General features: G+C 35.7%; 22 protein-coding genes and 1 tRNA gene. 9 read left to right on the top strand and 14 right to left on the bottom strand.

All coding sequences use genetic code 11. From position 1 onward, the window contains the following. Position 1: 1 nt before the first annotated feature. Together CIN_RS02210 and CIN_RS02205 are read right to left on the bottom strand one after the other, a co-directional pair. Positions 2-1,597, bottom strand: coding sequence for a Do family serine endopeptidase (locus tag CIN_RS02210; RefSeq protein WP_170314021.1), 1,596 nt, complete (start codon positions 1,595-1,597; stop codon positions 2-4). Positions 1,598-1,763: 166 nt separating this feature from the next. Next, positions 1,764-2,852, bottom strand: coding sequence for an OpgC family protein (locus tag CIN_RS02205; RefSeq protein WP_008853425.1), 1,089 nt, complete (start codon positions 2,850-2,852; stop codon positions 1,764-1,766). 203 nt (positions 2,853-3,055) lie between these two features. On the opposite strand from CIN_RS02205, the gene CIN_RS02200 reads away from it, so the two are divergent. Beyond that, the gene (locus CIN_RS02200; protein WP_008853424.1) at positions 3,056-4,258 is read left to right on the top strand and encodes an Mrp/NBP35 family ATP-binding protein; all 1,203 of its coding nucleotides are present in this window, start codon (positions 3,056-3,058) and stop codon (positions 4,256-4,258) included. 4 nt (positions 4,259-4,262) lie between these two features. Here CIN_RS02200 and CIN_RS02195 read toward each other — a convergent pair whose 3' ends face one another. From CIN_RS02195 to gatC, 7 genes are all read right to left on the bottom strand, one after another. Beyond that, positions 4,263-4,631, bottom strand: coding sequence for a hypothetical protein (locus tag CIN_RS02195; protein WP_008853423.1), 369 nt, complete (start codon positions 4,629-4,631; stop codon positions 4,263-4,265). Positions 4,632-4,709: 78 nt separating this feature from the next. Next, a complete protein-coding gene (locus tag CIN_RS02190) occupies positions 4,710-5,210 on the bottom strand; it encodes an NADAR family protein (RefSeq protein WP_008853422.1) in 501 nt (166 codons plus the stop codon). Positions 5,211-5,225: 15 nt separating this feature from the next. After that, positions 5,226-6,902, bottom strand: a complete 1,677-nt coding sequence (locus CIN_RS02185) for an LA2681 family HEPN domain-containing protein (protein WP_040363698.1) — start codon at positions 6,900-6,902, stop codon at positions 5,226-5,228. Positions 6,903-6,990: 88 nt separating this feature from the next. Continuing rightward, positions 6,991-7,082 (bottom strand) — tRNA-Ser (locus CIN_RS02180). Between the two features lie 89 nt (positions 7,083-7,171). Beyond that, positions 7,172-8,623 carry an Asp-tRNA(Asn)/Glu-tRNA(Gln) amidotransferase subunit GatB gene (gene gatB / locus CIN_RS02175; RefSeq protein WP_008853420.1) on the bottom strand — a complete coding sequence of 484 codons (1,452 nt, stop codon included), beginning with the start codon at positions 8,621-8,623 and terminating at the stop codon, positions 7,172-7,174. Beyond that, complete coding sequence (gatA, locus tag CIN_RS02170) at positions 8,620-10,101, bottom strand: Asp-tRNA(Asn)/Glu-tRNA(Gln) amidotransferase subunit GatA (protein WP_008853419.1); 1,482 nt, start codon at positions 10,099-10,101, stop codon at positions 8,620-8,622. The genes gatB and gatA overlap by 4 nt, the downstream gene beginning before the upstream one ends. Next, positions 10,101-10,421: an Asp-tRNA(Asn)/Glu-tRNA(Gln) amidotransferase subunit GatC gene (gene gatC / locus CIN_RS02165; protein ID WP_008853418.1), complete on the bottom strand. Its 321-nt coding sequence runs from the start codon at positions 10,419-10,421 to the stop codon at positions 10,101-10,103. Before gatC ends, gatA begins: the two co-directional genes overlap by 1 nt. Positions 10,422-10,646: 225 nt before the next feature. On the opposite strand from gatC, the gene CIN_RS02160 reads away from it, so the two are divergent. Further along, positions 10,647-11,639 (top strand): DNA processing protein DprA, encoded by a 993-nt coding sequence (locus CIN_RS02160; protein WP_008853417.1) that lies wholly within the window; start codon positions 10,647-10,649, stop codon positions 11,637-11,639. Between the two features lie 19 nt (positions 11,640-11,658). Beyond that, positions 11,659-12,948, top strand: coding sequence for a hypothetical protein (locus CIN_RS02155; RefSeq protein WP_008853416.1), 1,290 nt, complete (start codon positions 11,659-11,661; stop codon positions 12,946-12,948). Between the two features lie 14 nt (positions 12,949-12,962). Here CIN_RS02155 and CIN_RS02150 read toward each other — a convergent pair whose 3' ends face one another. Then, on the bottom strand, positions 12,963-13,706 hold the full coding sequence (locus CIN_RS02150) for a tetratricopeptide repeat protein (protein ID WP_050798310.1): 744 nt from the start codon (positions 13,704-13,706) through the stop codon (positions 12,963-12,965). Between the two features lie 224 nt (positions 13,707-13,930). On the opposite strand from CIN_RS02150, the gene CIN_RS02145 reads away from it, so the two are divergent. Continuing rightward, on the top strand, positions 13,931-14,446 hold the full coding sequence (locus tag CIN_RS02145; RefSeq protein ID WP_008853414.1) for a GNAT family N-acetyltransferase: 516 nt from the start codon (positions 13,931-13,933) through the stop codon (positions 14,444-14,446). Positions 14,447-14,464: 18 nt separating this feature from the next. On the opposite strand, the gene CIN_RS02140 is transcribed toward CIN_RS02145, so the two are convergent. Together CIN_RS02140 and CIN_RS02135 are read right to left on the bottom strand one after the other, a co-directional pair. Next, entirely contained in the window at positions 14,465-15,883 is a 1,419-nt protein-coding gene (locus CIN_RS02140; protein WP_008853413.1) for an aminotransferase-like domain-containing protein, read from the bottom strand. Positions 15,884-16,092: 209 nt separating this feature from the next. Next, positions 16,093-17,181 carry an alpha/beta hydrolase gene (locus CIN_RS02135; RefSeq protein ID WP_008853412.1) on the bottom strand — a complete coding sequence of 363 codons (1,089 nt, stop codon included), beginning with the start codon at positions 17,179-17,181 and terminating at the stop codon, positions 16,093-16,095. 144 nt (positions 17,182-17,325) lie between these two features. Here CIN_RS02135 and CIN_RS02130 point away from each other — a divergent pair, with 144 nt between their 5' ends. Continuing rightward, positions 17,326-18,237 (top strand): LysR family transcriptional regulator, encoded by a 912-nt coding sequence (locus tag CIN_RS02130; protein ID WP_008853411.1) that lies wholly within the window; start codon positions 17,326-17,328, stop codon positions 18,235-18,237. Between the two features lie 77 nt (positions 18,238-18,314). After that, on the top strand, positions 18,315-18,638 hold the full coding sequence (locus CIN_RS02125) for a YnfA family protein (protein WP_040363697.1): 324 nt from the start codon (positions 18,315-18,317) through the stop codon (positions 18,636-18,638). Positions 18,639-18,686: 48 nt separating this feature from the next. Here CIN_RS02125 and CIN_RS02120 read toward each other — a convergent pair whose 3' ends face one another. Further along, a complete protein-coding gene (locus CIN_RS02120) occupies positions 18,687-20,303 on the bottom strand; it encodes an NAD(P)/FAD-dependent oxidoreductase (RefSeq protein WP_008853409.1) in 1,617 nt (538 codons plus the stop codon). Between the two features lie 196 nt (positions 20,304-20,499). On the opposite strand from CIN_RS02120, the gene CIN_RS02115 reads away from it, so the two are divergent. The 3 genes from CIN_RS02115 (at position 20,500) to CIN_RS02105 (ending at position 23,148) form a co-directional block, all read left to right on the top strand. Beyond that, the gene (locus tag CIN_RS02115; protein ID WP_040363696.1) at positions 20,500-21,504 is read left to right on the top strand and encodes a cation diffusion facilitator family transporter; all 1,005 of its coding nucleotides are present in this window, start codon (positions 20,500-20,502) and stop codon (positions 21,502-21,504) included. A 45-nt stretch (positions 21,505-21,549) separates the two neighbouring features. Beyond that, positions 21,550-22,443 carry a cation diffusion facilitator family transporter gene (locus CIN_RS02110; RefSeq protein ID WP_040363695.1) on the top strand — a complete coding sequence of 298 codons (894 nt, stop codon included), beginning with the start codon at positions 21,550-21,552 and terminating at the stop codon, positions 22,441-22,443. Positions 22,444-22,572: 129 nt separating this feature from the next. Continuing rightward, positions 22,573-23,148, top strand: a complete 576-nt coding sequence (locus CIN_RS02105) for an NYN domain-containing protein (RefSeq protein ID WP_008853405.1) — start codon at positions 22,573-22,575, stop codon at positions 23,146-23,148. 35 nt (positions 23,149-23,183) lie between these two features. Here the strand turns inward: CIN_RS02105 and CIN_RS02100 are convergent, their stop codons facing one another. Then, positions 23,184-24,251: a WD40 repeat domain-containing protein gene (locus CIN_RS02100; RefSeq protein ID WP_008853404.1), complete on the bottom strand. Its 1,068-nt coding sequence runs from the start codon at positions 24,249-24,251 to the stop codon at positions 23,184-23,186. Between the last annotated feature and the right edge of the window lie 18 nt (positions 24,252-24,269).

The following is a 24,269-nucleotide window of genomic DNA, read 5'->3' as shown; positions in this document are numbered from 1 at the left end:
TCTATTTTTTCTTGTCTTTTACAGGAACTGCAATCCAACGCATTGTATCACCACTTTGAATTAAAAGCAGTATCGTTGGATTTTTCTGTCCTTTTTTCTTTACTTCTTGCTCAAAGAGCGCAATTCCTTTTTGTAGATCTGTCACCTGAGCAATATTATTCTTACTCGTACCAATAATAACATCACCCACCTTCAAATCACTTGCCCCCTTACCTTTACGAGCTTCTGTTGCAACAATCACAACGCCTTGCTGTTTCTCAGAAAGATTATATTTCTGCCGTAAAATATCCGTCATATTACTAACAGAAAAGCCTAAATCTTTTAAAGAAACAACCTTAGATTTTTCATTAGAATTATCGTGATGAGTATCTACGGGTGTAGCTCCATCATCAACTAAACTTGCAATTGAGATTGGCAAGTCAATTTTCTTCCCTTGCCTTAAAATTCCAAGAGTTGCTTTACTATTCGCAGACATTTGCGCAATAAGACGAGGCATCGTATGCGCAGTAATCTCTTGCCCATTCAAAGTCTGGATAACATCCCCCGCTTTTACCCCTGCTGTTGCTGCAGGGCCGTTAGGATCGACTTGTACAACTAAAGCACCTTGAAAAGGTTGAATATTTAAACTATCCGCAATCGTTTCACTAACTTCTTGAATGCGAACACCAACCCAACCTCTGGCTACGTGACCTGATTGCTTTAACTGATCAATAATAGTCTTGGCTTCATTGGACGGAATGGCAAAAGCAATCCCTATAGACCCCCCAGAGGGTGAGAAAATAGCTGTATTAATACCAATAACCTCACCTTTCATATTAAATAAAGGTCCACCGGAATTTCCTTTGTTAATAGGGGCATCAGTTTGAATAAAATCATCATAAGGGCCTTGCTCTATATCTCTCCCTCGAGAAGAGATAATTCCTGATGTTACTGTGCCTGATAACCCATAAGGATTACCAATAGCCAACACCCAATCCCCCACTCTGGACTGATCACTATTACCAAAACTTGTGGCTGTTAAAGGAGACTTGGGATTGATTTTTAACAATGCTAAATCAGTTCTCTCATCAAACCCTTTTAAGGTTGCTTTGAGAACATGATTATTTTGTAATGTAACTGTAATTTGATCTGCATCTTTAATCACATGATAATTTGTGACAATCCACCCCGCAGGATCAACAACAAACCCTGATCCCAAGGCCTGCAAATGATTATTCCCATCATCAGGAATACCACGACGATTCATATAATTACGAAAAAACTTCTCAAATGGAGAATTAGGATCTTGGTCTTGACTCGCATTATCTTCATCTCCTCCATCACCATTATCATCATCTTCATCATCATCGGTTGTTTGCCCAGGCTTAACTGTTTTACTAGAAGATATATTAACAACTGTAGGTAGTAATTTTTCTGCTAAATCAGCAAAACTATCTGGCACACGTTGATATTGTGTATGCGTTTGTTGTGTTCTTGTAAAAAATGGAAATGAAAAAAAAGAAGATTCTGCTTTAACCTTTGAAACAGGAAATAAAAATGTTGTTCCGACTAATAATAAACAACAAGAGTGCATGAAAGATCTTTTGCGTATTTTCATTCGCATTATTCCCTGTTCAGATTAATTTATAAAAATTGTAACAAGCCCACGCAAGATATATTTATAGCAGATATTAGAGCTGAAAAATTATAACCAAGATCTTTCAAAAGTAAACTATTCAAATCATAATTAAATTAGAAATACTCTATTAATTTTAGTTATTTAATTAAGAATGACTCACTTTTAATTTAGCCTTTTCTTTTGCTCTATTTTTCTTTTTGTCTAAATGCAACGCCAAGAAATATAAAATAGAAACCCCTATACAATTGACCACAAATTGTAAAATCCAAATTTCTCCCCAACTCGCAAACATCAACCGTCCCCATAAGTCAAAGACGGTGCTCAAAGAGAACACTTCTAAAGAGTGACGACCATATAAAGCCAGAAACTGTCCAATTTTTCCTTCAGAAAAACGCTTTGCCCACGGAGAAGACTGCACCAAATAAAAAATAGCCACCACATCTAGCAATCTTAATGGAGACAGATACGCTTTTGCTGGCACTGGCACATGAAGCAATCGCAAATCAGGTAATCCCCAATATTCCCAAGGAAATGCCTCAAAAAAAGAAAAGAGTAAATAGAGTCCCATCCCCCACTTTAACCATGGAATAGCAGGGAAATTCCCGTCATGCTTTCCTGCAACAATCGATCCAAAAATCCCAATTGTAAACAAAAACTGCCATGCGAAAGGATTAAAAAACCATCCATCTGGATCTAACCAATTCGGAAAATTAAACCAAGGATCAATATTAACCCCAAGCCAGATTAAAGCACTTACCCCTAAAGCCAGCCACCATCGGCGCTTTATTAGTAAGTAAAACAAAGGAAAACCACCTAATAAAATAATATATAATGGTAAAATATTTAAATTACTGGGCAAGGCATCCAGTGATAATAACCGCCAACTCTCTCTGGCAATACTGTAACCATGTGCTAATTCTGGTTCAAGAAAATCAACAGGTAATACCCAAAAACGCCGCCATTGATAAATACTAAGTAAACTAATTAGCACCAGCCCCATTTGGAATAAATATATCTTCCAACAACGATGCCAAACTCTTTTTGTTACAGTCCATAAGCCATCTTTTGGAATTTTCCTTCCATAAGCTAGCCAAGACGCATACCCTGCCAATAATACAAAAATTTCCGCAGCATCAGCAAATCCAGCATTTCGCATTGTAAAGCGATTCAACAGATCCTCTGGAATATGATCAACATACATCATCACTAATGCCAAGCCCCGCAATGCATCCACACGATGATCTCTGCCTGGTTTTTGAGGTTTAGTAGACAGGGTTCTAATCCTTTACAATAGAATAATCAAAATGTCTTTCTATTGCATCTTATAAAGGAAATTTGAAAATAATCATAAAAATCTTTTAAAAAATTGTTATATACTATCTCTAAGATCTTTTATGATCGCTTTTATTCCTATTGTCATCTTTAGAAAGTATATCTATGACTAGCCCAAATTTAATTGATCAGCAAACCATTAAACAGACTTTATCTGATTTTACCCTTCCTTGGTCGCCTGATATACGTTTGTTAGATGCAAATATTATCGAAAGCATTACCGTTCAAGGTCAAAAAGTTCATTTAACATTAAATGTCTCTACAGTGCCTCCTGATGCTGCGGAACCCTTGAGGGCCAAAATTGAACATCATTTACAACATTTAGAAAATGTTACCCAAGCTCGTGTATTTTTAAATTCAGGTACGGCCTCCAGTAAACGGTTAGTTTTCCCTCCTCGTCAACCTGCTGCTGCAACTTCAGAGAAGAATGTATCGACTCCTTGGAATCAAGCCCATAAACATCCACCTGCAAAACCAAACAATGCAAATAATGGCCCGATCGAAACATTACAATCCATTGGCTGCATTATTGCTGTTGCTTCTGGAAAAGGTGGCGTAGGTAAATCTTCGACTGCGATTAACCTTGCTGTTAGCCTAGCAAAGCAAGGATTAAAAGTTGGTTTAATGGATGCCGATATTTATGGCCCTTCTGTTCCCCACATGTTAGGTCTAGAAGGTCAAGTCGAAGTTGTTAACCATAAACTGATGCCAATGACGGCCTGGGGAATCTCAGCCATGTCCATCGGAATGCTGGTGCCACAAGAGCAAGCCATGATTTGGCGTGGCCCTATGGTTATGGGGGCTGTAAAGCAACTATTATCGGATGTTCAGTGGGGAGAACTCGACGTTCTTTTAATTGATACTCCTCCTGGAACCGGAGATGTTCAATTAACCTTAACCCAAACCGTGCAAATAGACGGTGCAATTATTGTTTCCACTCCTCAAGACGTTGCTTTGCTGGACGCCAGACGAGGCATTGCAATGTTCCAAAAATCAAAAACGCCTATTTTAGGTATTATTGAGAATATGGCATATTTCTCCTGTCCATGTTGTGATGAGAAGACCTATATTTTCGGTGAAAATGGTGCCAAGAATGAAGCCCAAAATCTAGGCTTCCCTTTCCTTGGCGAGATTCCATTAATTCCAGCTATTCGTAGTGGTGCGGATACAGGCGTTCCTATTGTTGCACAAGACCCTGACAGTGTCGCTGCCAAAGCATATCAAGAAATCACGGAACTAATGGTACCTGTCATTAAACGTTTGACTCAACAAAGAGCAAACAAAAAACAAGATAGTGCACAAGAGTAATCATTTATTTTACAGAAAATGGAGCAGGTTTTCCTGATGTTGTTGGGGCTACGCCTGCTAAATAATAACACATTTTATTCTGAGGAAGGTACTGGCACAAAGGACCTTCCTTTCCATCTTTTCCCAAAATTCCAAACTCAAACGTTAAACCAAAAATTAACATTATAATACAAGAAAGAAGCCAATACTTTAAATAACCTAAACCTGTAAACTCTTTGTCAGACAAAGGCTTTATATCAGAAGGAACAACAGATGGATTAGTAAATAATACCTTACCCAATGGCTCACCAGAAGGATTTAAAGGCTCCCCAGGCAATTCATATTCGTATTTTTCTTTAAGCCCATATTCTCTTTCATCATCTTCATCTAGCATGATCGTTCCTCTTTCACAAATGCCTTGTTTCTTCTTTAAATATGATAAGAGGCCTTGAACTTCAATCTTTAAATCAATTTATACCACACCACACAGAATATCTCTGACACGTGTTACGATATTCCCAAATAAATTTTGCCCTTGCCATTGATTTTTATGCAATGCTCTGGGATCAGAAGCAACCAATCCAATTCCCCAAATCGAATCTTTAGGTGCTGTCTCTACCAACAAAGTTCCTTTGGATTGAGAGAATAATTGTAAAAGATCTGGATTTTGCGAGAACTTTTCAATATTACCCCTAAAAACAATATCTACTGCAATCGCACTCCATATCTGAGCATTAAAATTAGCCACTTCACGTCCTGATTTCTTTTGATCAAAAGGAGACTTTGTTTTTAAGATTCTTTGTGCAGTTTCCTGATCTCCAAAAGTAATCGCTTTTTTCCAATGCATCCATTGCTCTGTGCAACTGAACTCTATTCTATCAATTATAAAAGGACTTTTATAAAATTGACTACATTCTGGATGCACCGCATCTGCTTGATGTTCCCAGAAAAATGTAAATTTTGAATAATCCATTAAATTTCCTGACTCTTAATCATTTTCTTGATACGTATTATTAATTCTATTTTCATAATTCCATTGATCTAGACCCGCGGCGAGACTTAAATAAAACAAAGCATTTCTAACTAAACGTAACAAAGACAAATTATGTTCAACAAACTCTTCTAATGAAATTGTCATTAATCTTTGTGAAGAACTTGTATTTATCTCTTTGGTAATCATTACCCCAGAATGTTCTAGTTTATTACGTATTTCATGCAGCCTCTTAAATTCTGGAAGGATATACGCTTTAGGTATTTCTTTACCAACGAGATCGTAAGATAAATGATATAATCCTTTTAAAAACCAATTATCTTTATTAATTAATTTTATATTTACACCTTGTTTACTATCAAGGTTATTATACCAAATACTCCCAATTGAAATCATAGGATTACGAATAACTTCTCCCTTTTTATTTTTTACTTCTAACTCCCAAAAAGCAAAAATAAACTCAGCAATCTTATCAAAAATACTATAGGCTTTACTAAAAGAAGACTTCATTAAAGATGTCGTTAGCCCAAAAGAGAAATCATTCTGACGAATCTCCCCAGAATTGTCAGATCTTTTTAATTCTGCTTCATTTGATGGGAATAAGTCACTATTTTCATCTGCAAAATGTTCTTTATCTTTTAATTGTATAGATTGAAATAATAAATAACGTGCAGCAATATATTCTTGTTTTAATAACCTAAACCAATTAAAAAACTCTGGTTGTTCTTCTCCTTGACGGTAAGAATAAGGAGGAAAAGATAGATAATCTGTCCTGCCAATATCATATACAGACACCAAATTAATAGGATCAAGATATAAATGCTCCTTCAGAGACCATTTTTTATATGCAACCTTCTCCGCTGAGTCTTTTAAAAAACCCATAAAATTTAACTTATATACAACTCCTCCAACTAATTTGTTGAAAAAATAAACAAAACATAATTTATAACTTTTAATTGCTTCTAAAGTCCCTATTTGGTGAATATGCGGTAATATATATTCATAATATTCTTTACGCAGTGTATCTATATTATCAGGATGTGTTTCCCAAACTGTTCCTTTTTGAAAAGCACGGTTAAAACTCTTTTTTGCTTCAATATATAAAAAATTAAAAGGTGTTTTATTATAATTTATCTCAGGATTAAGAGCTAACCAATTTGCTAATTTAAATAAACTTCTACCACGATAATATAAGGCCATAGCAAAAGTAGGAACGCAAAGAATAGCCTGTTCGTAACATTCTATTGCCTCAATAAAACGTCCAATTTTATCAAACGCACGGCCCGTATTTGTTAAAATCATTGCTTTAAATTCACGTGAGCAAGCTTGAAAGCTATCATGCTGTATTGCTTGACGTTGATATAAAAGAGGCTTCCAACTTGGATCAACTTGAATTGTAGAAGATTGCTTGGTTTTATTACTCTTTTGTTTATCTTGAGGTTCTATATTCTGTGGTTCTGGAGGTTTTTCTTGCAAATTACCTAGTTGAAAGAGTGCTGATGCGATGTTAGCTTTACAATACCAAAATGCATAGGCAATCAATGGATATTGATCAATATACCGACCACATAGCAGATCCATATTTTTTAAATTATCTATATCACCAGCATGGATATAGCCATCAATTTCACTTGAAATTTTGCCATATAACTTGCTTAACTCATCACTATTCATCGCTATACATCCCTGCATTTAAAGTACAAGAATAATATTAAAATGGTAATGTTTTAACTATAAAATAAATTGTAAATGAAATAATTTATGGCGGAGGGGATGGGATTCGAACCCACGGTACGACTTTCATCGTACAACGGTTTAGCAAACCGCCGCCTTCAGCCTCTCGGCCACCCCTCCGCAAGAAGAGTTGCTTAGTAACACGGCGTTTGCTCTGAAATGTTTTTAGTCGTTTATTGAGAGGCTGTCAATTTTATTTTTTGATTCTTTTAAGATAATTGTTTTTTAAGCAATTCATTAACGATCGCAGGATTGGCTTTTCCTTGCATAACCTTCATGACTTGCCCAACAAAGAACCCAAATAATTTATCTTTACCAGATTTATATTGTTCAACTTTGTCAGGGTTAGCAACCAGAATTTCTGCAATAACCTTTTCAATCGCACCCGTATCCGTAACTTGCTTCAAACCCTTACGTTCAACGATATCCGCAGGCATGTCTCCTGTTTCAACCATATCTTCAAGAACTTCCTTAGCAATCTTACCATTAATAGTATTATCAGCAATCAAATCCAATAATCCACCTAATGCTTCTGCACTAACAGGGCTTTCATGAATAGTTAAGCCTTTTTTATTTAAAACAGCAAACAACTCACCTGTAACCCAGTTAGATGCCATACGACCATCACGACCCTTTGCAACTTTTTCAAAGAAGTTCGCAATATCTTGCTCGGCAACCAAAACATTCGCATCGTAACGAGGCAATCCATATTCAGATTGAAAACGATTACGTTTATCATCAGGCAATTCAGCCAAAGTTGATTTTAAATGATCAACATGAGATTGCTCAACAATCAAAGGCAACAAATCTGGATCTGGGAAATAACGATAATCATGCGCGTTTTCTTTGCTGCGCATCGTACGAGTTTCCCCACGAGCGACGTCAAATAAACGTGTTTCTTGATCAACTTCACCGCCATTTTCATAGATCTCTACGTGACGTTTAGCCTCGATTTCAATCGCCTGCATGACATAACGAATAGAGTTAATATTTTTTAACTCACAACGCGTACGATAATCTTCACCCGCTTTACGCACAGACACATTCACGTCAGCACGCATAGAGCCCTCTTCCATATTGCCATCGCAAGTGCCAAGATAACGCACAATTGCACGGATTTTACGTAAGTAAGCCCCAGCTTCTTCAGGTGAACGCATATCAGGTTCACTCACAATTTCCATCAACGCAACACCTGAACGATTTAAATCCACACATGTTTCTTTAGGTGCCAAATCATGAATAGATTTCCCCGCATCTTGTTCTAAATGCAAACGGGTAATGCCGATATTTTTAACAGAACCATCATCTAACTCAATTTCAATGGTACCCTCACCTACAATTGGAAATTCAAATTGAGAAATTTGATATCCTTGAGGCAAATCCGCATAGAAATAGTTCTTACGGTCAAAACGACTCATTAAATTAATTTTAGCATTCAAACCAAGCCCTGTGCGAATAGCTTGATCCACACATTCACGGTTTAATACAGGCAACATTCCTGGAAACGCAGCGTCAACCAGACTAACATGCATGTTTGGATCTGCACCAAAATGCGCAGATGCTCCAGAAAATAACTTAGCTTGGCTAATGACTTGGGCGTGGACCTCTAATCCAATAACCACTTCCCAAGGGCCTGTTGAACCTTCAATCACATAACTCATAGGGAACCTCCAGCAAGAAGAGTTGGTTTATGGGTAAAGTTTGCTGCTTTTTCCATCGCAGAACCCACCGCAAATAAAGTTTCTTCACCAAACGGACGACCTAATAATTGTAATCCCAAAGGCAATCCTTGACTGCTTAATCCAGCAGGAACCGCAAGACCAGGAACCCCAGCCATACTTGCAGGAACGGTAAAAATATCGTTTAAATACATTTGTACTGGATCTTCTTGATTTTCACCTTTAGCAAATGCTGCGGTTGGTGCAGTTGGCGTTAATAACACATCAACTTTATCAAAAACATTCATGAAATCTTGATAAATCAATTTACGCACTTTTTGAGCACGCAAATAGTAAGCATCATAATATCCCGCAGAAAGCACATAAGTGCCCATCAGAATACGACGTTTAACTTCATCTCCGAACCCTGCGCCACGTGTATTTGCGTAAAGTTCATCCAAACTATCACCAGCAATACGACGTCCATAACGAACTCCGTCATAACGAGCTAAGTTAGAAGAAGCCTCAGCAGGTGCAATGATGTAATAAGTTGCCAAACCATATTTCGTATGAGGCAAAGAAACATCAACAATTTCACAACCAGCATCTTTAAGCCAGTTAATTCCTTGCTGCCAAACCGCTTCAATTTCTGGAGATAAACCAGGTGCACGATACTCCATTGGAATACCAATTTTCATACCTTTTAATGAGCGGTTACAAGCCGCACGATAATCTGGCACCTCTTTATCTACTGACGTGCTGTCTTTTGGATCAAAACCAGCCATTGATTGCAACATAATTGCACAATCCTCAACTGATTTCCCCATTGGGCCAGCTTGATCAAGAGAGCTTGCATACGCAATAATGCCCCAACGGCTGCAACGACCATAAGTTGGCTTAATCCCTGTAATCCCACAATAAGCAGCAGGTTGACGAATAGAACCACCCGTATCGGTTCCTGTTGCACCCATTGCCATTTGTGCAGCAACCGCAGCAGCAGAACCACCAGAAGAACCACCAGGAACAAGGAATGTATCCTCACCTTTACGTTTCCATGGATTTTCCACCGCACCAAATGCAGAATTTAAATTCCCAGAACCCATCGCAAATTCATCAAGGTTCACTTTACCTAAAAATACAGCACCATCACGCAATAAGTTCGATGTTACTGTACTTTCATATGGAGGAACAAAGTTCTCTAAAATACGACTAGCAGCCGTAGTTTTTACACCTTTGGTACAAAACAAATCTTTGATTGCCAAAGGAATACCCGTTAATGCTGGTGCATCACCAGAAGCAAGCTTTTTGTCTGCTTCTTTGGCCTGATTAATCGCAGCATCCGCAGTCACCGTAATATACGCATTTAAACGTGCATTGAGTTTATCAATGGCATTCAAATGTGCTTTGGTCAGTTCCTCAGCACTAAATTTCTTTTGACGCAAACCATCGGCTGCCTCAGTAATTTTCATTCCAGTTAACATTATTCAACCACCTTTGGAACAGCATAAAAGTCAGCAATACGTTCAGGAGCATTTGAAAGAACATCTTCTTTACACTCCCCATCCGTCACAACATCTTCGCGTAAACGTAACTGCGCGATTTCCGTGCCAACCATTGGTTGAACATTGGTAATATCTACTTCATTCAATTGTTCCATCCAATTGATAATGCCACCTATATCAGCAGCATAAGTTGCCAATTCATCTTCTTTGACTGCCAAAGAAGAAAGTTTGGCAACGCGTTGGACAATTTTCTTGTCCAAAACGCTGTCTTGTTTCTTGTCGGTCAATTCAACCTCCATCACTTAAATAGTTTTTCTTTAATAGGTTAAAAAATTACTTTTATTCTATACCATACTATAAGGGTAAAGGAATAAGCGTTATAAAATTATTTTACTATTTAATATTAACAACTCTAAATTACACAAATGTTTATTTCATTGTAAAATAATATTTTTTTCTTTTATTACCTTATATTTTACAGTATAATAAAAGCTAATTTTAAAACTTATTTTGGTCATCAATTTATGACAAATAACAATTTTCAAGATATAGAATACCAAATATTTGCAGCTTTAATACAAATCAAAGGTATTGGATATCAAACTCTTTACAATTTTATTAAAAACGAAAATTCTTTAAAATCAATCCTACAAACTAATAACATAGACGAGCTCAACAAATTATTAGGGCGTCACATAAATAGTGATTTTTTGATTGGAAATTTATGGGAAGATTGTTTAAAAAATTTATTAAAAACAGGTCAAGAATATATTCAATTTCTGAGAACAAAAAATATCCAATTACTTTTATATACAGATAACGCTTTCCCTAATTTTCCAAAAAATATGAAAAATCCTGTATTTTGGTTGTTTGTACAAGGTAAAATAGAAAATCTTCATAATCAGTTTATACTAGCACTTGTTGGGTCAAGAGAATATACTAATATTGGAAAGTTTTTAACAGAAACATTATTATACGGAATATCAAATACAGATAAACCTTTTGTTACAATCAGTGGGCTAGCTGCAGGTATTGATCAGCTTGTCCATACTTTATCTTTATATCTTCATATTCCAACAATAGCAGTCCTCGGAAACGGGTTACTCCAAAATTATCCTGAAAATTCTCATTATTTAAGGACAAGAATTCTTGAAAATGATGGCACAATAATATCAGAATATTTTCCAAACAGTAAACCTACACAAAATTCATTTATTCATAGAAATAGAATTCAAGCTGCTCTAGCTAACGTAATCACTCCTTTAGAGTGGAAAATAAAAAGTGGAACAGCTCATACTGTAAAATTTGCTTATGAAATGAATAAAAAAATTATTTGTGTAGAGACCCCGATCTGTCAAAATTACTATTTAGCTCATGCCCTTGCGAATGAAGATGCCGAAAAAAGATACTCAGCTAAAAAATATATATTTCCCAATGATATTAATCTTTTCATCAAAGAAATACAAAATAACGATACAATAACTAATTATCCTACGCAAATGTCTTTCAAAATCTAATTAATTTGGAGAAATAGTCATGGCAAAATTAAAAGCTGTAATATTTTCTGTAAGAAACGTTTTTTTTGATGATAGATTGGATAAAAAACAACTAGAGAACAAATATACAAATCCACTAATGAAATTTATTAATTTTTTATCAACTCGTAATATTAAGGTAATTATACATAGTAATACGTATTGGTATGTAGATAACAATAAAGATCAATCATTAGCCAATTATTTTAAATCTAAAACAGAACAAGACATCCAAGATTATAATTCAAAAAATTATCCGAATATGCCTAAAAAACCAAGAGCTGATGCGGTTCCTTTTATATTAAAAAATGAAAATTTACAGCCAAACGAAGTGATTTATATCGGAGCAAACGAGAATGACTGGAAAGCCTGTATTAACTCAAAAATGCTTTTTATAAAAGCTACTTGGATTCTTAATAATAAAGATATTAAATATGGTCTATATTTTGAAGATACTCCAGCTTTAGCTCGCTTCATTGATATTTGCTGCATACAAGCTAATAAAAAAGACATGTATCATTATCAAGACGATCATATTAATTTATATACATTATCCCCATTCTCAACTTTAAAACCTCAGTTAGCACAATATTCAGCATCAGCAAGAAGCACTGCTAAACAATTGGGAAATGAAGCTCTTCCTGATTTTTGGTTAATGTTATTAATCTCTAAAATTTACTTTTCAGGTTTATATTTACAAATCAAAAATATTATTGCCTTCCCAGGGCATAAAGTCGGATCTGGAAATGAAGTAATGGATAAAGCCTTAGATATCTTTTCTAAATGCTTTAGAATTACTTACTTACCCAATGCTTTAATAAGGCATACACAATCTACAAAATCACAAGATGCTAGAAACAATGGCAATAAAGCATTATTGAGTATATATAATCATTTAAATACTCTAATGTTAAATAATCAACCTAAAAAAGGTTTATATGGCAATGAGTGTAAAAACAATTATCACTATCAAGGTAAAACAACATTATTAATTGATGATATTGTAACCGCAGGTTATTCTTTTGATGCTGCAAAGTTGTTGTTAGAAGCTGCTGGTGCAAAAGTAATTTGCTTAGCTTGGCTTAAAACCATTAACACTGACTTAATTATTTCTAAAAATAAATTACCTACAAATTATTCTATCAATAGGCAAATATCTGATTCTAAAGATCTTTTTCCTCACCCCAACTCATATAATATTCCATATACATCAATCATCAAAAATAATTACGATGCAGGAAATGAATTAGATGAGCTATTTACTAAATTTACTACATGGAATTTTACTTGATAATTAAATAAACCTCATAACAAATCTTTATATTCTTTACATCCATCTTGATTATGAAGATCACAAGCTTTCTTAAAATAAGACTTTGCTTTTTCTTTATCAATAGATGTTCCTAGACCCTGTTCATACATACATCCAGCATTATAAGCAGCATCTGCATGATCATTATGAGCCGCATCTTTAAATAATTCTAAGGCCTTATGTAAATCAACAGGAACGCCCTGACCTCTATAATAAATTAACGCCAAATTATATTGTGCTTCAGGGACATTTTGATCAGCAGCTTTTTTATACCATGCAATCGCTTGTTGATGATCTTGAGTAGTCCCAACACCTTGGTCATACATATAAGCCAAATTAAAATCAGCTTTAGGCATATATTGATAGGCAGCCATTTTATAATATTTCATCGCTTGATTATAATCTCTGGCAACCCCAACACCTTCAAAATACATCAGCCCCAAATTAAATTGAGCTTGTGCATCCCCTTGTTTAGCCGCTTCTCCGAAATAATAAATGGCTTTATCATAACTCTGAGGAATCTTTTTCCCCTCTAAGTATAATACGCCTAAATTAAACTGAGCCTTAATATTTCCATCATCAGCTTCTTTTTGTAAATTAGCAATGTCCGCTTGAGGTCTTTTAATTATTTCAGTTTTCGGTTTTGCTGGATAAACAATAATATCCGTATCTGCTATTGCTGTATTTACTGCTAAACATCCAGCCATTACAAATACTAAACCAAAAAACCGTTTCATCTTTTTTTAATCCTCACTTACCGATATTTATTTTTATATTTTATCAAATCACATCGTCATAATAAATCTTTTTGACTAAGCAATATATTCTATTGACCTGTGTAATGTTTTCAAAAGAACATGCTGATGTCAAAATATTAAAACGATACGCTTTATTCTCGTCATATAAAATGATATATATGTCACAAATTATACACCATTTATTTTATGAAAAATAGAAAAAAATGAAGATTTATCCTGCGACTATTCAAGAGCTTGAAGCAATTTTAACTATCCAAGATCTATGCTATCATGAAATTGAACCTGAATCTCCGGAAGCAATGGTGTCCAAAATCAACATTAGTCCAGATACATGTTTCGTTGCGAAAGATACGCAAGGGATCAGAGGATATCTCCTCTCTATTCCTGCAAGCCTAGGAAATCCACCGCAATTACACAGTGATACACAGACATTAGATCAACATCCGAATTGTTTATATTTACATGACCTGGCTATTCATCCTAATGCCAGAGGCATGGGAGTAGGCAAATTACTTTTTCAACAATTTGCAACTACCGCCACTCAAAAACAATTCAAGCATGCTTCATTAATTTCCATTCAAAACTCAGTGCCTTTTTGGCAAAAATATGGGTTTTCAGTTATCTCCCCTGATACAGCTCTAGAGAAAAAATTAAAAACATACGGTGATAATGCAACTTACATGGAATGTTGTTTAGCAGACTACTTTGCTAAAGTTTAAAGCAATTATTGGTTGTATTTATACGACCTTTCCCTCAACAAGGTCATGAATCATATCAACCATTATCTGTAAGGCTCTCCTTACCTTTTCATGTAATTCAAAAGAACAATTCAAACGGATGTAATTTTGTGGCAAATTATCTTGTTGAAACAAAATACTAGGAGCAATAACAATATTTTTTTCTAATAAACGCTGATATAAAAGAGTGCTATCCATTCCCTCAGGCAACTTTATCCATAAGAAATATCCTGTTGCATAATGATAAATCTCACAGGTTTTAGGAAGTATCTCTTGTAACAATTTATAATAAGTAGTTTTCGTCTTATGCAACTTTAACCGCAATTGCCTTAAATGTTTTTCATAATGATGACTACAAATAAAATCAGCCAACGCATGTTGCATAAGATTACTTGCTGAAACTGTGCTCATTAATTGCAAATGTTGGATGACGTTAGAAAACTTACCTGAATTTACCCATCCAACCCTTATCCCTGCTCCTAATATTTTTGAAAAAGAAGAACAATGTAAAACATAGTTCCCTTTATCAAAATATTTAACGGATAACGGTTTTTGTTTTTCATAAAATAGCTCTTGATAAACATCATCCTCAATTAAATACACTTCGTATTTGTGTAATAACGTCGCAATTGTACTTTTGATTTCATTGCTCACGGTAAACCCAATGGGGTTATGTACATTTAACATCAACCAACATGCCTTAATGGGATAATTTTTCAGAGCATTTTCAAAAGCCTCTAAATCAAACCCATATTGATAATGCTCTGGAATTGTAATAACATTCAACCCTAACCGTTCAGCAGCTTGCCAAGCACCGTAAAATATTGTTTGTTGAAGTAAAATAAAATCGCCTGGTTTTGTCAAAGCCTGCAAAGCAAGATTCAACGCATCTAACGCACCAGAAGTAATCACTAGATCCTCTGGATTGGTTGATATTCCATTCAAACTATAACGACTGGCAATGACTTGACGTAACTGTAAATATCCTGGTGGCATACTATCAGTGCTTAAAGCACTATTCGGGATTTTTGCATGCCGAGAAAGCGTCTTCATAAAATACGTATTACATAACAAAGACGCTGATGGAAAAGCCGACCCTAAAGGAATAACATGCTCTTTTTGCAAGTGTTTTAAGTGATCAAATACAAGAGAATTAATTTCAATATTTGTATTTAAAGCAAGCTTATTAGACGTTTTCGAAACGTGTGATATTGCTTCAGAAACATAATATCCAGACTTTTGCTTGGTATAAATCCATCCTTTTGCTTCAAGCTCTTGATAAGCATTTAAAACAGTCATCACACTGTAGCCAGAACTTTGTGCTTGCTCTCGCAAAGAAGGCAATTTCTTATGCGCAGGCCAAGACTCACTCTCAATCAAAAACTGAATATTATTGGCAAGCTGCTTAAATTTATGCATTGGTCTCAATAACCGAATTAATCATCTATTATAGATAACATCTTAAAACATATGAACATAAAATCACCTATAATTATTTCTAAAAAAAGTCGTTTCATAAACAATATTAATACCCATCATATGATTGACAAAATACGTTCATTGCCCTTCATTGACTAAAATAGGAAAAGTCATAATGACGAAGATAAACAGAAAATACCGAGATAATACTATACAAACAGGTGTATATTAAAAAATTCTGTTATTTTACTAAAGGGAATAATATTCATTTTATCATATAAATCTGTATGATTTGCTCCTGGCACAATCATTAACTCTTTTGGCTCTGCGGCTTTTTCATAAGCTGTTTGACTAAAATATAAAGAATGAGCTTTTTCCCCGTGAATAAAGAGAATAGGCCGTGGAGATATTTCAGAAATATATGTTAAAATAGGCATATTCATAAAGGATAATGGCATTGTAATTGTCCATGAATTTCCCGAGTTAACAGAACGAGAATGATATCCCCGAGCAGTCATATAATAATCATGATAATCAACTAAAAATTGTTCTTCACCACCAGTTAATTGATTGTAAGCAGGCTGATAACTAGGAACATCTTTTTCAGCATCAACCCAACGTTGCCGGCTTAATTTTTCTAATGTCTGATTCCTTTCCTCAAGATTAACACGATCATTATATCCCTTTGACATCACTCGACACATATCATACATAGTGCTTGTAACAACAGCTTTCACACGTTTATCTGCTGCAACAGCATTTAATGCCATTCCTCCCCAACCACAAATTCCAATAAGACCAATACGCTCACGGTCTACCAGTTCATGTAAACCAATATAATCTACAGCGGCCATAAAATCTTCTGTATTGATATCAGGTGAAGCAATATTGCGTGGTTCTCCACCACTTTCACCCGTATATGATGGATCAAAAGCAAGTGCAATAAATCCATGCTCAGCCATTGTTTGTGCATAAAGACCCGAAGATTGCTCTTTAACAGCACCAAAAGGTCCACCTACAACAATGGCTGCGAATTTTTTATGACTACGATTTTTAGGTATATAAAGATCACCAACTAGAGATATACCATATCTATTTTTAAACATGATTTTTTCATGATCAACTTTACTACTTTTTGAAAAGACTTTATCCCATTTTTCTGTGAAAGACATCTGTTGATTTCCTTTTTGCAATTGCTTTGTTGATTGTGCCTTAATAATGGAGCTTCCTGCGATAGCAGTGACACTAGAAGCAATAATTGTTTGTATAAAATTTCTACGAAATAAATGGGCAGCCATATAAACTCCAAATCATTCAATGCTATTACATAGAAATTAATTTCTACCGTTCTAACTCTTTATTATTTTTAGTTTATTAATTTAATTATTCTTATACAATGAATTAATATTGAATTATTAATTCTGAAAAATGGAATAAATAAATTGGATAAATTAATAGCACTTAAGTATTTTTGCATCGCAGCAGAAACATTACAATTTCGTGAAACCGCAATCATAATGTCAGTTTCACCTCAAGTTGTTACCCGTATTATTGCAGAGCTAGAGAGGGAATTAGGTGCTTTATTATTCCTGCGAAACACACGCAATATGAAACTTACCGAGTTCGGAGAGCACTTTTTACCAAAAGCACAACAATATTTACTCGATGGAGAAATGTTATTTTTATCTGAAAAAAAAGAACAGAACGATTTGAAAGGTATTGTCAGAATCTCTGTTTTTTCTTTACCTAAAAATGATAAAATATTATATGATCTTTTATTAAAAGCGGCTCATTATCCAAAATTAAAAATAGAGTGGCGTGTGAATTCTACAAAGCTTAATATCATTGAAAATCAAATAGATATTGGATTACGAGTTGGTTTTAATCCAGAACCTTTAATCATTACGCAGCATATATGTCATGTCAAAGATAAACTCGTTATTTCTCCCATACTTTTACAAAAATTAGGAGCGCCAAAAAACTTAAATGATTTACAAGAGCGTTTTCCTACAAGTAGTTTAATCAATGATAATACAGGACGACCTTGGGGATGGCCGATTAATAATGTTCTTCATATTTTTCCTAAAAATATTACTTTCATAACGGATGATCAATATAGTGAACTTTCATCTGCTTTATCTGGTTCAACATGCGCATTGATCTCTGACTATTTATGCTCTGAATACTTAAAAAATGGCACATTAATTGAACTTTTCCCTGAGATTGAGAAAAAAAACTGGCCTATGTATCTTTACAGACCGCAAAGAACAATGACTTCACCCCATGTGATAAAAGTATTTAATTGGCTATCAGAGATCTTACTCTCATATTATCCCAAACAAAATGATATATAATTTAAGAAAAATTCATATTTAATAAAATAGAAACAGTTTATTAAATTTATTATTACAATATACATAAGGAAAGATTGATGACATCACTGCTATTTTATCTCTTAGCTGCCTTTGCCGAAATTGCAGGATGCTTTTCCTTTTGGGCATGGGTGCGCCTTGGAAAATCCCCCTTATGGATTGCACCAGGCACAATTTCTTTACTCTTTTTCGCATGGATTTTAACCAAAGTCGATATCGACATCGCAGGGCGAGCCTATGCAATCTATGGCGGAATTTATATTATTTGCTCTTTGGTGTGGCTATGGGCTGTAGAAGATACCCCACCAGACAAATGGGATATCACAGGTGCTATTATCTGCTTACTTGGAGCAAGTATTATCTTATTTGCTCCACGTTCTTAAATTAATTTATTCGATTATATTCCTTTTCTTTATTTCATGAGTGGCGGTCTATTTACCTATATCTTTTGCCACGGCCTCAGCCATTTTAATGCCATCAATTGCAGCTGACATAATACCACCTGCGTAACCTGCACCTTCACCTGCGGGATAAAGACCTGGCGTATTAATACTATTTCCGTTCTGCTCTCTAGGAATACGAATAGGAGAAGATGTTCGCGTTTCAACCCCTGTCATCACTGCATCCGCAAAGCTAAACCCTGAAAGTTTACGGTTAAAGGATGGAAGTGCTTCTTTAATCGCATCCACAACAAAATTAGGTAAAATATCAATCAGATTACTCGGTGTTACCCCAGGTTTATAAGACGGCGTTATATCACCTAATCTTTTCGTAGCACGTCCTGCCAAGAAATCTTCTACTCTTTGCACTGGCGCTTTATAATCTGAACCGCCTAATATAAAAGCTTTCCGCTCTAAGTCTCGTTGAAAATCAATACCAGCCAATGGATTATCAGGGTAATCTTTTTGTGGATCAACACTGACTACCAACGCCGCGTTAGCATTTCGTTCAGCACGAGAATATTGACTCATCCCATTTGTCACCACCCCACCTTCTTCTGAAGCTGCAGCAATCACTGTTCCGCCAGGGCACATACAAAAAGAGTAAACACCACGATCATTCCCCGCATGGTGCACCAATTTATAATCCGCAGCACCTAATTTCTCATGACCTGCTTGAGGACCAAAACGTACTTTATCAATCATTGATTGAGGATGTTCAATCCGCACACCCACAGAAAATGGTTTTGCTTGAATAGACACACCATCTTTATATAAAGAAACCATCATATCCCGAGCACTATGACCCGTTGCCAAAATCACATGACGACTAGCAATCTCTGTACCATCACTGAGGCGCACACCAACCACTTGACGCTCTTTATCCGTCAAAATCGATTCAACCCGAGTACTAAACCGATAAGATCCACCATTCGCTTCAATTCCGTTACGAATATGCTCTACCATACTTACCAATCGAAAAGTACCAATATGAGGCTTTGAAACAAATAAAATCTCTTCTGGAGCACCCGCTTTTACAAACTCCGTTAACACTTTATTTCCATAATGATGCGGATCACTAATTTGCGTATATAACTTCCCATCAGAAAAAGTGCCTGCTCCGCCTTCTCCATATTGCACATTACTCTCTGGATTAAATTCTGATTTTCTCCAAAAAGCAAATGTATCCACAGTACGTTCACGAACGGCCTTACCACGCTCTAAAATCAATGGCCTCAATCCCATTTGAGCCAACAAAAGCCCTGCCATAAATCCACATGGCCCAGAACCAATCACAATAGGACGCTGATAGCCTGATTGACTGGCCAGATTTTCACCAGCTACTCGATTTAATACAAATTGATATTTAACCTCTGGCGCTTTTTGAAGATGTTTATCTTCCGCATGAGCGCTTAAACAAGCCTCATCATCAGAAACTTCGCAATCAATCGTATAAACCAATAAAATATGTCCACGCTTACGAGCATCATAACCTCGCCGAACAATGTGATATTGTTTAATCTCTGTTAAAAGACGTTGTTTTAATACGTCTTCTAATTCAGCATTACTGTGATCAAGAGGAAGTTTTAATTCTGTGATTCGGATCATCGATTTTATAACTATTAAAATTGAAAAGGATAACTAAGCTATACCCTGTCAACATATACCTTATCAATGCCACAGAAAACTATTTATATTTATAAAAGGAAACAGTATATAATATCCAAAATATAAAAATGAATTAAAATATTCTTTTTCATACATGCATAAACCAAACTAAATTGTCATTAAGGATCCCTTGACGATGTCTGAACATCAACACCACCATCATGATCACAATCATGAACATAATCATGAACACGACCATGATCACAACCTCGATCATGATTGCGGTGGTCATTCACATGCTCATGGACATCACCACCACGTTCCAAAATCTTTTGGTACAGCCTTTGCTGTTGGCATTACTCTAAATATTATTTATGTCATTGCTGAAGCAGCATGGGGATTTTGGGGGAATTCTTTGGCATTATTGGCTGATGCGGGACATAATCTTTCCGACATTTTAGCTTTAGCCTGTGCTTGGGCTGCTGCTATTCTCGGACAAAAAAAGCCTACAGACAATTTTACTTATGGATATCGCCGAACTTCTATTTTAGCCTCATTAACCAATGCTGTGATTCTTCTGATCGTTACTGGTGGCATTATTTTAGAAGCCATTGAACGTATTTTCCATCCTGCCCCAGTTGCTGGATGGACCGTCATCATTGTTGCTGCCATCGGTGTTGTCGTGAATGGAATAACCGCGATGATGTTCGCCTCTGGTCACAAAGAAGACCTTAATATCAAAGGCGCTTTCTTACACATGGCATATGATGCACTCCTTTCTTTGGCGGTCGTTGTTACTGGGGGCATTATCCTCTTTACCAACTTTAACTTACTGGATCCAATCATCAGCCTTGTTGTCTCTGTTGTCATCATCATGGGCACATGGTCGCTCTTAAAAGATTCTGTAACCTTGGCTGTAGATGGCGTACCAACCAATATTAAACGTAAAGATGTTGAAAAATATTTACGTGAATTACCTAGTATTGTTGATTTACATGACTTACATATATGGGCAATGAGCACCACCGAAACAGCGTTAACAGTTCATTTGGTCAGCAATGTTGACCATCGTTCTGATGACTTCTTAACGGTGACGTCTCAACAATTAAAAGATCAGTTTAAAATTGGGCATACAACCATTCAAATTGAGCTTTTAAATGAAGCCAAATCGTGTCTTTTAGCATCCACAGAAACAGTATGATGTCCGATCATCACTACTAGTTACAAAGAATAGAAAACGCCTTTTATGATTCTTAAAGTTATTCAAGATAAAAAAATACTGTTTAGTATTGGCAGTATTTTTATCAGCATTCTTGTGTTGTACTTAAAATATCTCGCGTGGTATACCACTGACAGTATTGCATTCTATTCAGATATGCTTGAGACATTAATTAATGTCGCTGCAGCTATTTTAGGATGCGTGGCATTAATCTTTGCTTCTCGCCCTGCAGATAAACAACATCCTTATGGTCATCAAAAAGCTGAATATATTTCTGCAGCCATTGAAGGGTTACTCGTATTAGTAACCGCCATTTTGATTATGTATGAATCAATAGAAGGATGGTATCATCCCAGACTTCCTACCGCACCCTTTATAGGAATATTATTTAATGCCTCTGCAGGCGTGGTGAACCTTATCTGGTGTATTACTCTCATTAAAGTTGGTAAAAAATATTGTTCTCCAGCCCTTATTGCTGGAGGTGAGCATATTTTATCCGATGTTTGGACCACTGTTGGATTAATTTGTGGTTTTACCTTAATTCCAATTATTCGATGGGCCCCTTTAGATTCAATTTTAGGCTTTTTAATTGCTCTTAATGTCATTCGAATGGGTTTCCATGTCATTATCGAATCATTCAATGGATTAATGGATAAAGCACCTTCACCTCAAGTCATTGAACATATCTATGAAATCATTCAAACAAACGCACCAGAAGCGCTTGATTTCCATATGGTTCGTTTCCGTCAAGTGGGAGCCATCACCTTTATTGATTTCCATTTAGTCGTTCCAGGCGTTATGAACGTCTATACAGCCCATAATATCTGTGACCGTATCGAATTGGCTTTAAAAAAATCAATCGGCTCAGTTTCTATTAATATTCATGTAGAACCCGAAGATGAAATCAAAAAGCGCTCTTGAATAATATAAAAAAGTAGTATTTTTTCTTTTCAAGAAAAAATATATTACTAATATAAATTAAAAGGTATTTTTTTAATATAATTCGCATATTATGTCGTAAAATTAAAAATAATAGTGGTTGGCCAGTAAATGCAGTTTCCTTCTCGTTGTGCTATTCTTCTTGATGCTGGATATATTGAATATATTACACGTCAAGAATTTCCGAATATACAAATTAACTATGATAAACTCGTTAAAGAAGTTTCAGGGGATAATTTGTTATTTAGAACTTTTTACTATAACTGCTTACCTAATTTAGATTTCTCCACACCAGAAGATGAGAAAAATCTATATGAAGGAAAAATGAATTTCTTCGAAGCTTTAAAATTTCTTCCTCGTTTTGAAGTGCGTTTAGGGGCTCTATCTCGCTATGAAGATCAAGATAATAACGCTTTGAGCTTTCATCAAAAACGTGTCGATATTTTGATGGTTGTCGACATGATGCAACTCGCATTAAGCAAACAAATCGACCATTTAATTATCGCAACTGGGGATGGTGATCTTATTCCGGCTATTCAAGCGGTAAAACAAGCTGGAATTTTGGTCACCTTATGGCATGGTTCTTTTCGCGGAAAAGCTGCTCCAAATAGAGAGCTTTTCCAAATCTGTGATGAGCGTTATGAGCTGGGCCGTATCATGAATAAAATTCAAAAGCATAATCGATAATAAGCATTAGTTCATAATAATAGCATCAGAGAAAGCTATTCTGATGCTGCTAAATCAATTAATCCAATCACACCTTTTTCTGTACCAAAACATAATACGCTTCCTGATGGATCAAAATTTAACGCTGTAATTGATCCAAATGTTTTGTCTTGTCCTAAAACAATCGGCAATACCTTTTCTCCATCAGGGCTAATTAATAAAATACTGCCATCGATAAACCCAGCGGCTAGTAAGTCCCCATAAACCGGATGGAATTGTACTATTGTGCAATAACCTCCTGGGATACCAGGTAATTCAACAGGTGGCTTACCCATAGGGCCACCATCAAAAAATGGCCACATCACCACAGATTCAGCACCACTAGTTGCCAGCCATTTACCATCATTAGAAAAATTTAAAGAGTTTACTTTAACAGGGTACCCACTCATCCGCATGTTGTGGCCATCAGAAATACGCCAACCATGTAAATCATGATCTTGCATCGACGTCACAATAGCCTCTTCCTTTGGATGCAATGCGACTACAAGATGACTACCTTTCCAAGTAAAGTCCTTAATCTTTGTTCCTACTTTATCTGCTGCAGACCAGAAAGCCGCACCATTATAATAAGAAGTGACTAGTTTTTTACCATCTTTGCTGAATGTTAAATCACTAACCGTTGATTCATGTTCAAGCACACATACTGGTTCATCAAAATGATCTTGATAAAGGAATACTTGCTTACCAACCGTAAAAGCAACTTTACAAGCACTACCAGATTGATCAAACCAAGTCACCATATGCTCTGCCCAACGTTTGGTTTTTGCAAGCAACTCTGGCTCTTTCCCAGGAATAATCCGTAAAAGCTGATTATCATCCCCCGCAGTAATAAAGCCAGAAGGCGTCATATCCTGTGATAAACACAAAATACCCCCCTCATGAGGTTGAAGCATTTGCCAGGTTTCTGGCTGTTGCAAATTTTTACGATCAACAAGCCATAAATCTCCATCCGCAGTCGCAAAAGCACTATATTGGCCATCTTTTGAAGTCACACAACCAATAATATTACCTTCAACTTCCTTATACTTTCCGCGGCTGTCAATTAATTGAAGTGGCGCTTGCATATCTTTACTTTCCTATCG

Source organism: Commensalibacter intestini A911, from assembly GCF_000231445.1.
GTDB lineage: Bacteria > Pseudomonadota > Alphaproteobacteria > Acetobacterales > Acetobacteraceae > Commensalibacter > Commensalibacter intestini.
The sequence above is the reverse complement of the archived record's forward strand: the minus strand, read 5'-3'. Positions and strand labels throughout refer to the sequence as shown.

Coding starts and splice junctions, on each gene's coding strand:
- CIN_RS02210 (WP_170314021.1), bottom strand. CDS start 1,597: ATGAAAATACGCAAAAGATCTTTCATGCACTCTTGTTGTTTATTATTA.
- CIN_RS02200 (WP_008853424.1), top strand. CDS start 3,056: ATGACTAGCCCAAATTTAATTGATCAGCAAACCATTAAACAGACTTTA.
- CIN_RS02195 (WP_008853423.1), bottom strand. CDS start 4,631: ATGCTAGATGAAGATGATGAAAGAGAATATGGGCTTAAAGAAAAATAC.
- CIN_RS02190 (WP_008853422.1), bottom strand. CDS start 5,210: ATGGATTATTCAAAATTTACATTTTTCTGGGAACATCAAGCAGATGCG.
- CIN_RS02185 (WP_040363698.1), bottom strand. CDS start 6,902: ATGAATAGTGATGAGTTAAGCAAGTTATATGGCAAAATTTCAAGTGAA.
- gatB (WP_008853420.1), bottom strand. CDS start 8,623: ATGAGTTATGTGATTGAAGGTTCAACAGGCCCTTGGGAAGTGGTTATT.
- gatA (WP_008853419.1), bottom strand. CDS start 10,101: ATGTTAACTGGAATGAAAATTACTGAGGCAGCCGATGGTTTGCGTCAA.
- gatC (WP_008853418.1), bottom strand. CDS start 10,421: ATGGAGGTTGAATTGACCGACAAGAAACAAGACAGCGTTTTGGACAAG.
- CIN_RS02160 (WP_008853417.1), top strand. CDS start 10,647: ATGACAAATAACAATTTTCAAGATATAGAATACCAAATATTTGCAGCT.
- CIN_RS02155 (WP_008853416.1), top strand. CDS start 11,659: ATGGCAAAATTAAAAGCTGTAATATTTTCTGTAAGAAACGTTTTTTTT.
- CIN_RS02150 (WP_050798310.1), bottom strand. CDS start 13,706: ATGAAACGGTTTTTTGGTTTAGTATTTGTAATGGCTGGATGTTTAGCA.
- CIN_RS02145 (WP_008853414.1), top strand. CDS start 13,931: ATGAAGATTTATCCTGCGACTATTCAAGAGCTTGAAGCAATTTTAACT.
- CIN_RS02140 (WP_008853413.1), bottom strand. CDS start 15,883: ATGCATAAATTTAAGCAGCTTGCCAATAATATTCAGTTTTTGATTGAG.
- CIN_RS02135 (WP_008853412.1), bottom strand. CDS start 17,181: ATGGCTGCCCATTTATTTCGTAGAAATTTTATACAAACAATTATTGCT.
- CIN_RS02125 (WP_040363697.1), top strand. CDS start 18,315: ATGACATCACTGCTATTTTATCTCTTAGCTGCCTTTGCCGAAATTGCA.
- CIN_RS02120 (WP_008853409.1), bottom strand. CDS start 20,303: ATGATCCGAATCACAGAATTAAAACTTCCTCTTGATCACAGTAATGCT.
- CIN_RS02115 (WP_040363696.1), top strand. CDS start 20,500: ATGTCTGAACATCAACACCACCATCATGATCACAATCATGAACATAAT.
- CIN_RS02110 (WP_040363695.1), top strand. CDS start 21,550: ATGATTCTTAAAGTTATTCAAGATAAAAAAATACTGTTTAGTATTGGC.
- CIN_RS02105 (WP_008853405.1), top strand. CDS start 22,573: ATGCAGTTTCCTTCTCGTTGTGCTATTCTTCTTGATGCTGGATATATT.
- CIN_RS02100 (WP_008853404.1), bottom strand. CDS start 24,251: ATGCAAGCGCCACTTCAATTAATTGACAGCCGCGGAAAGTATAAGGAA.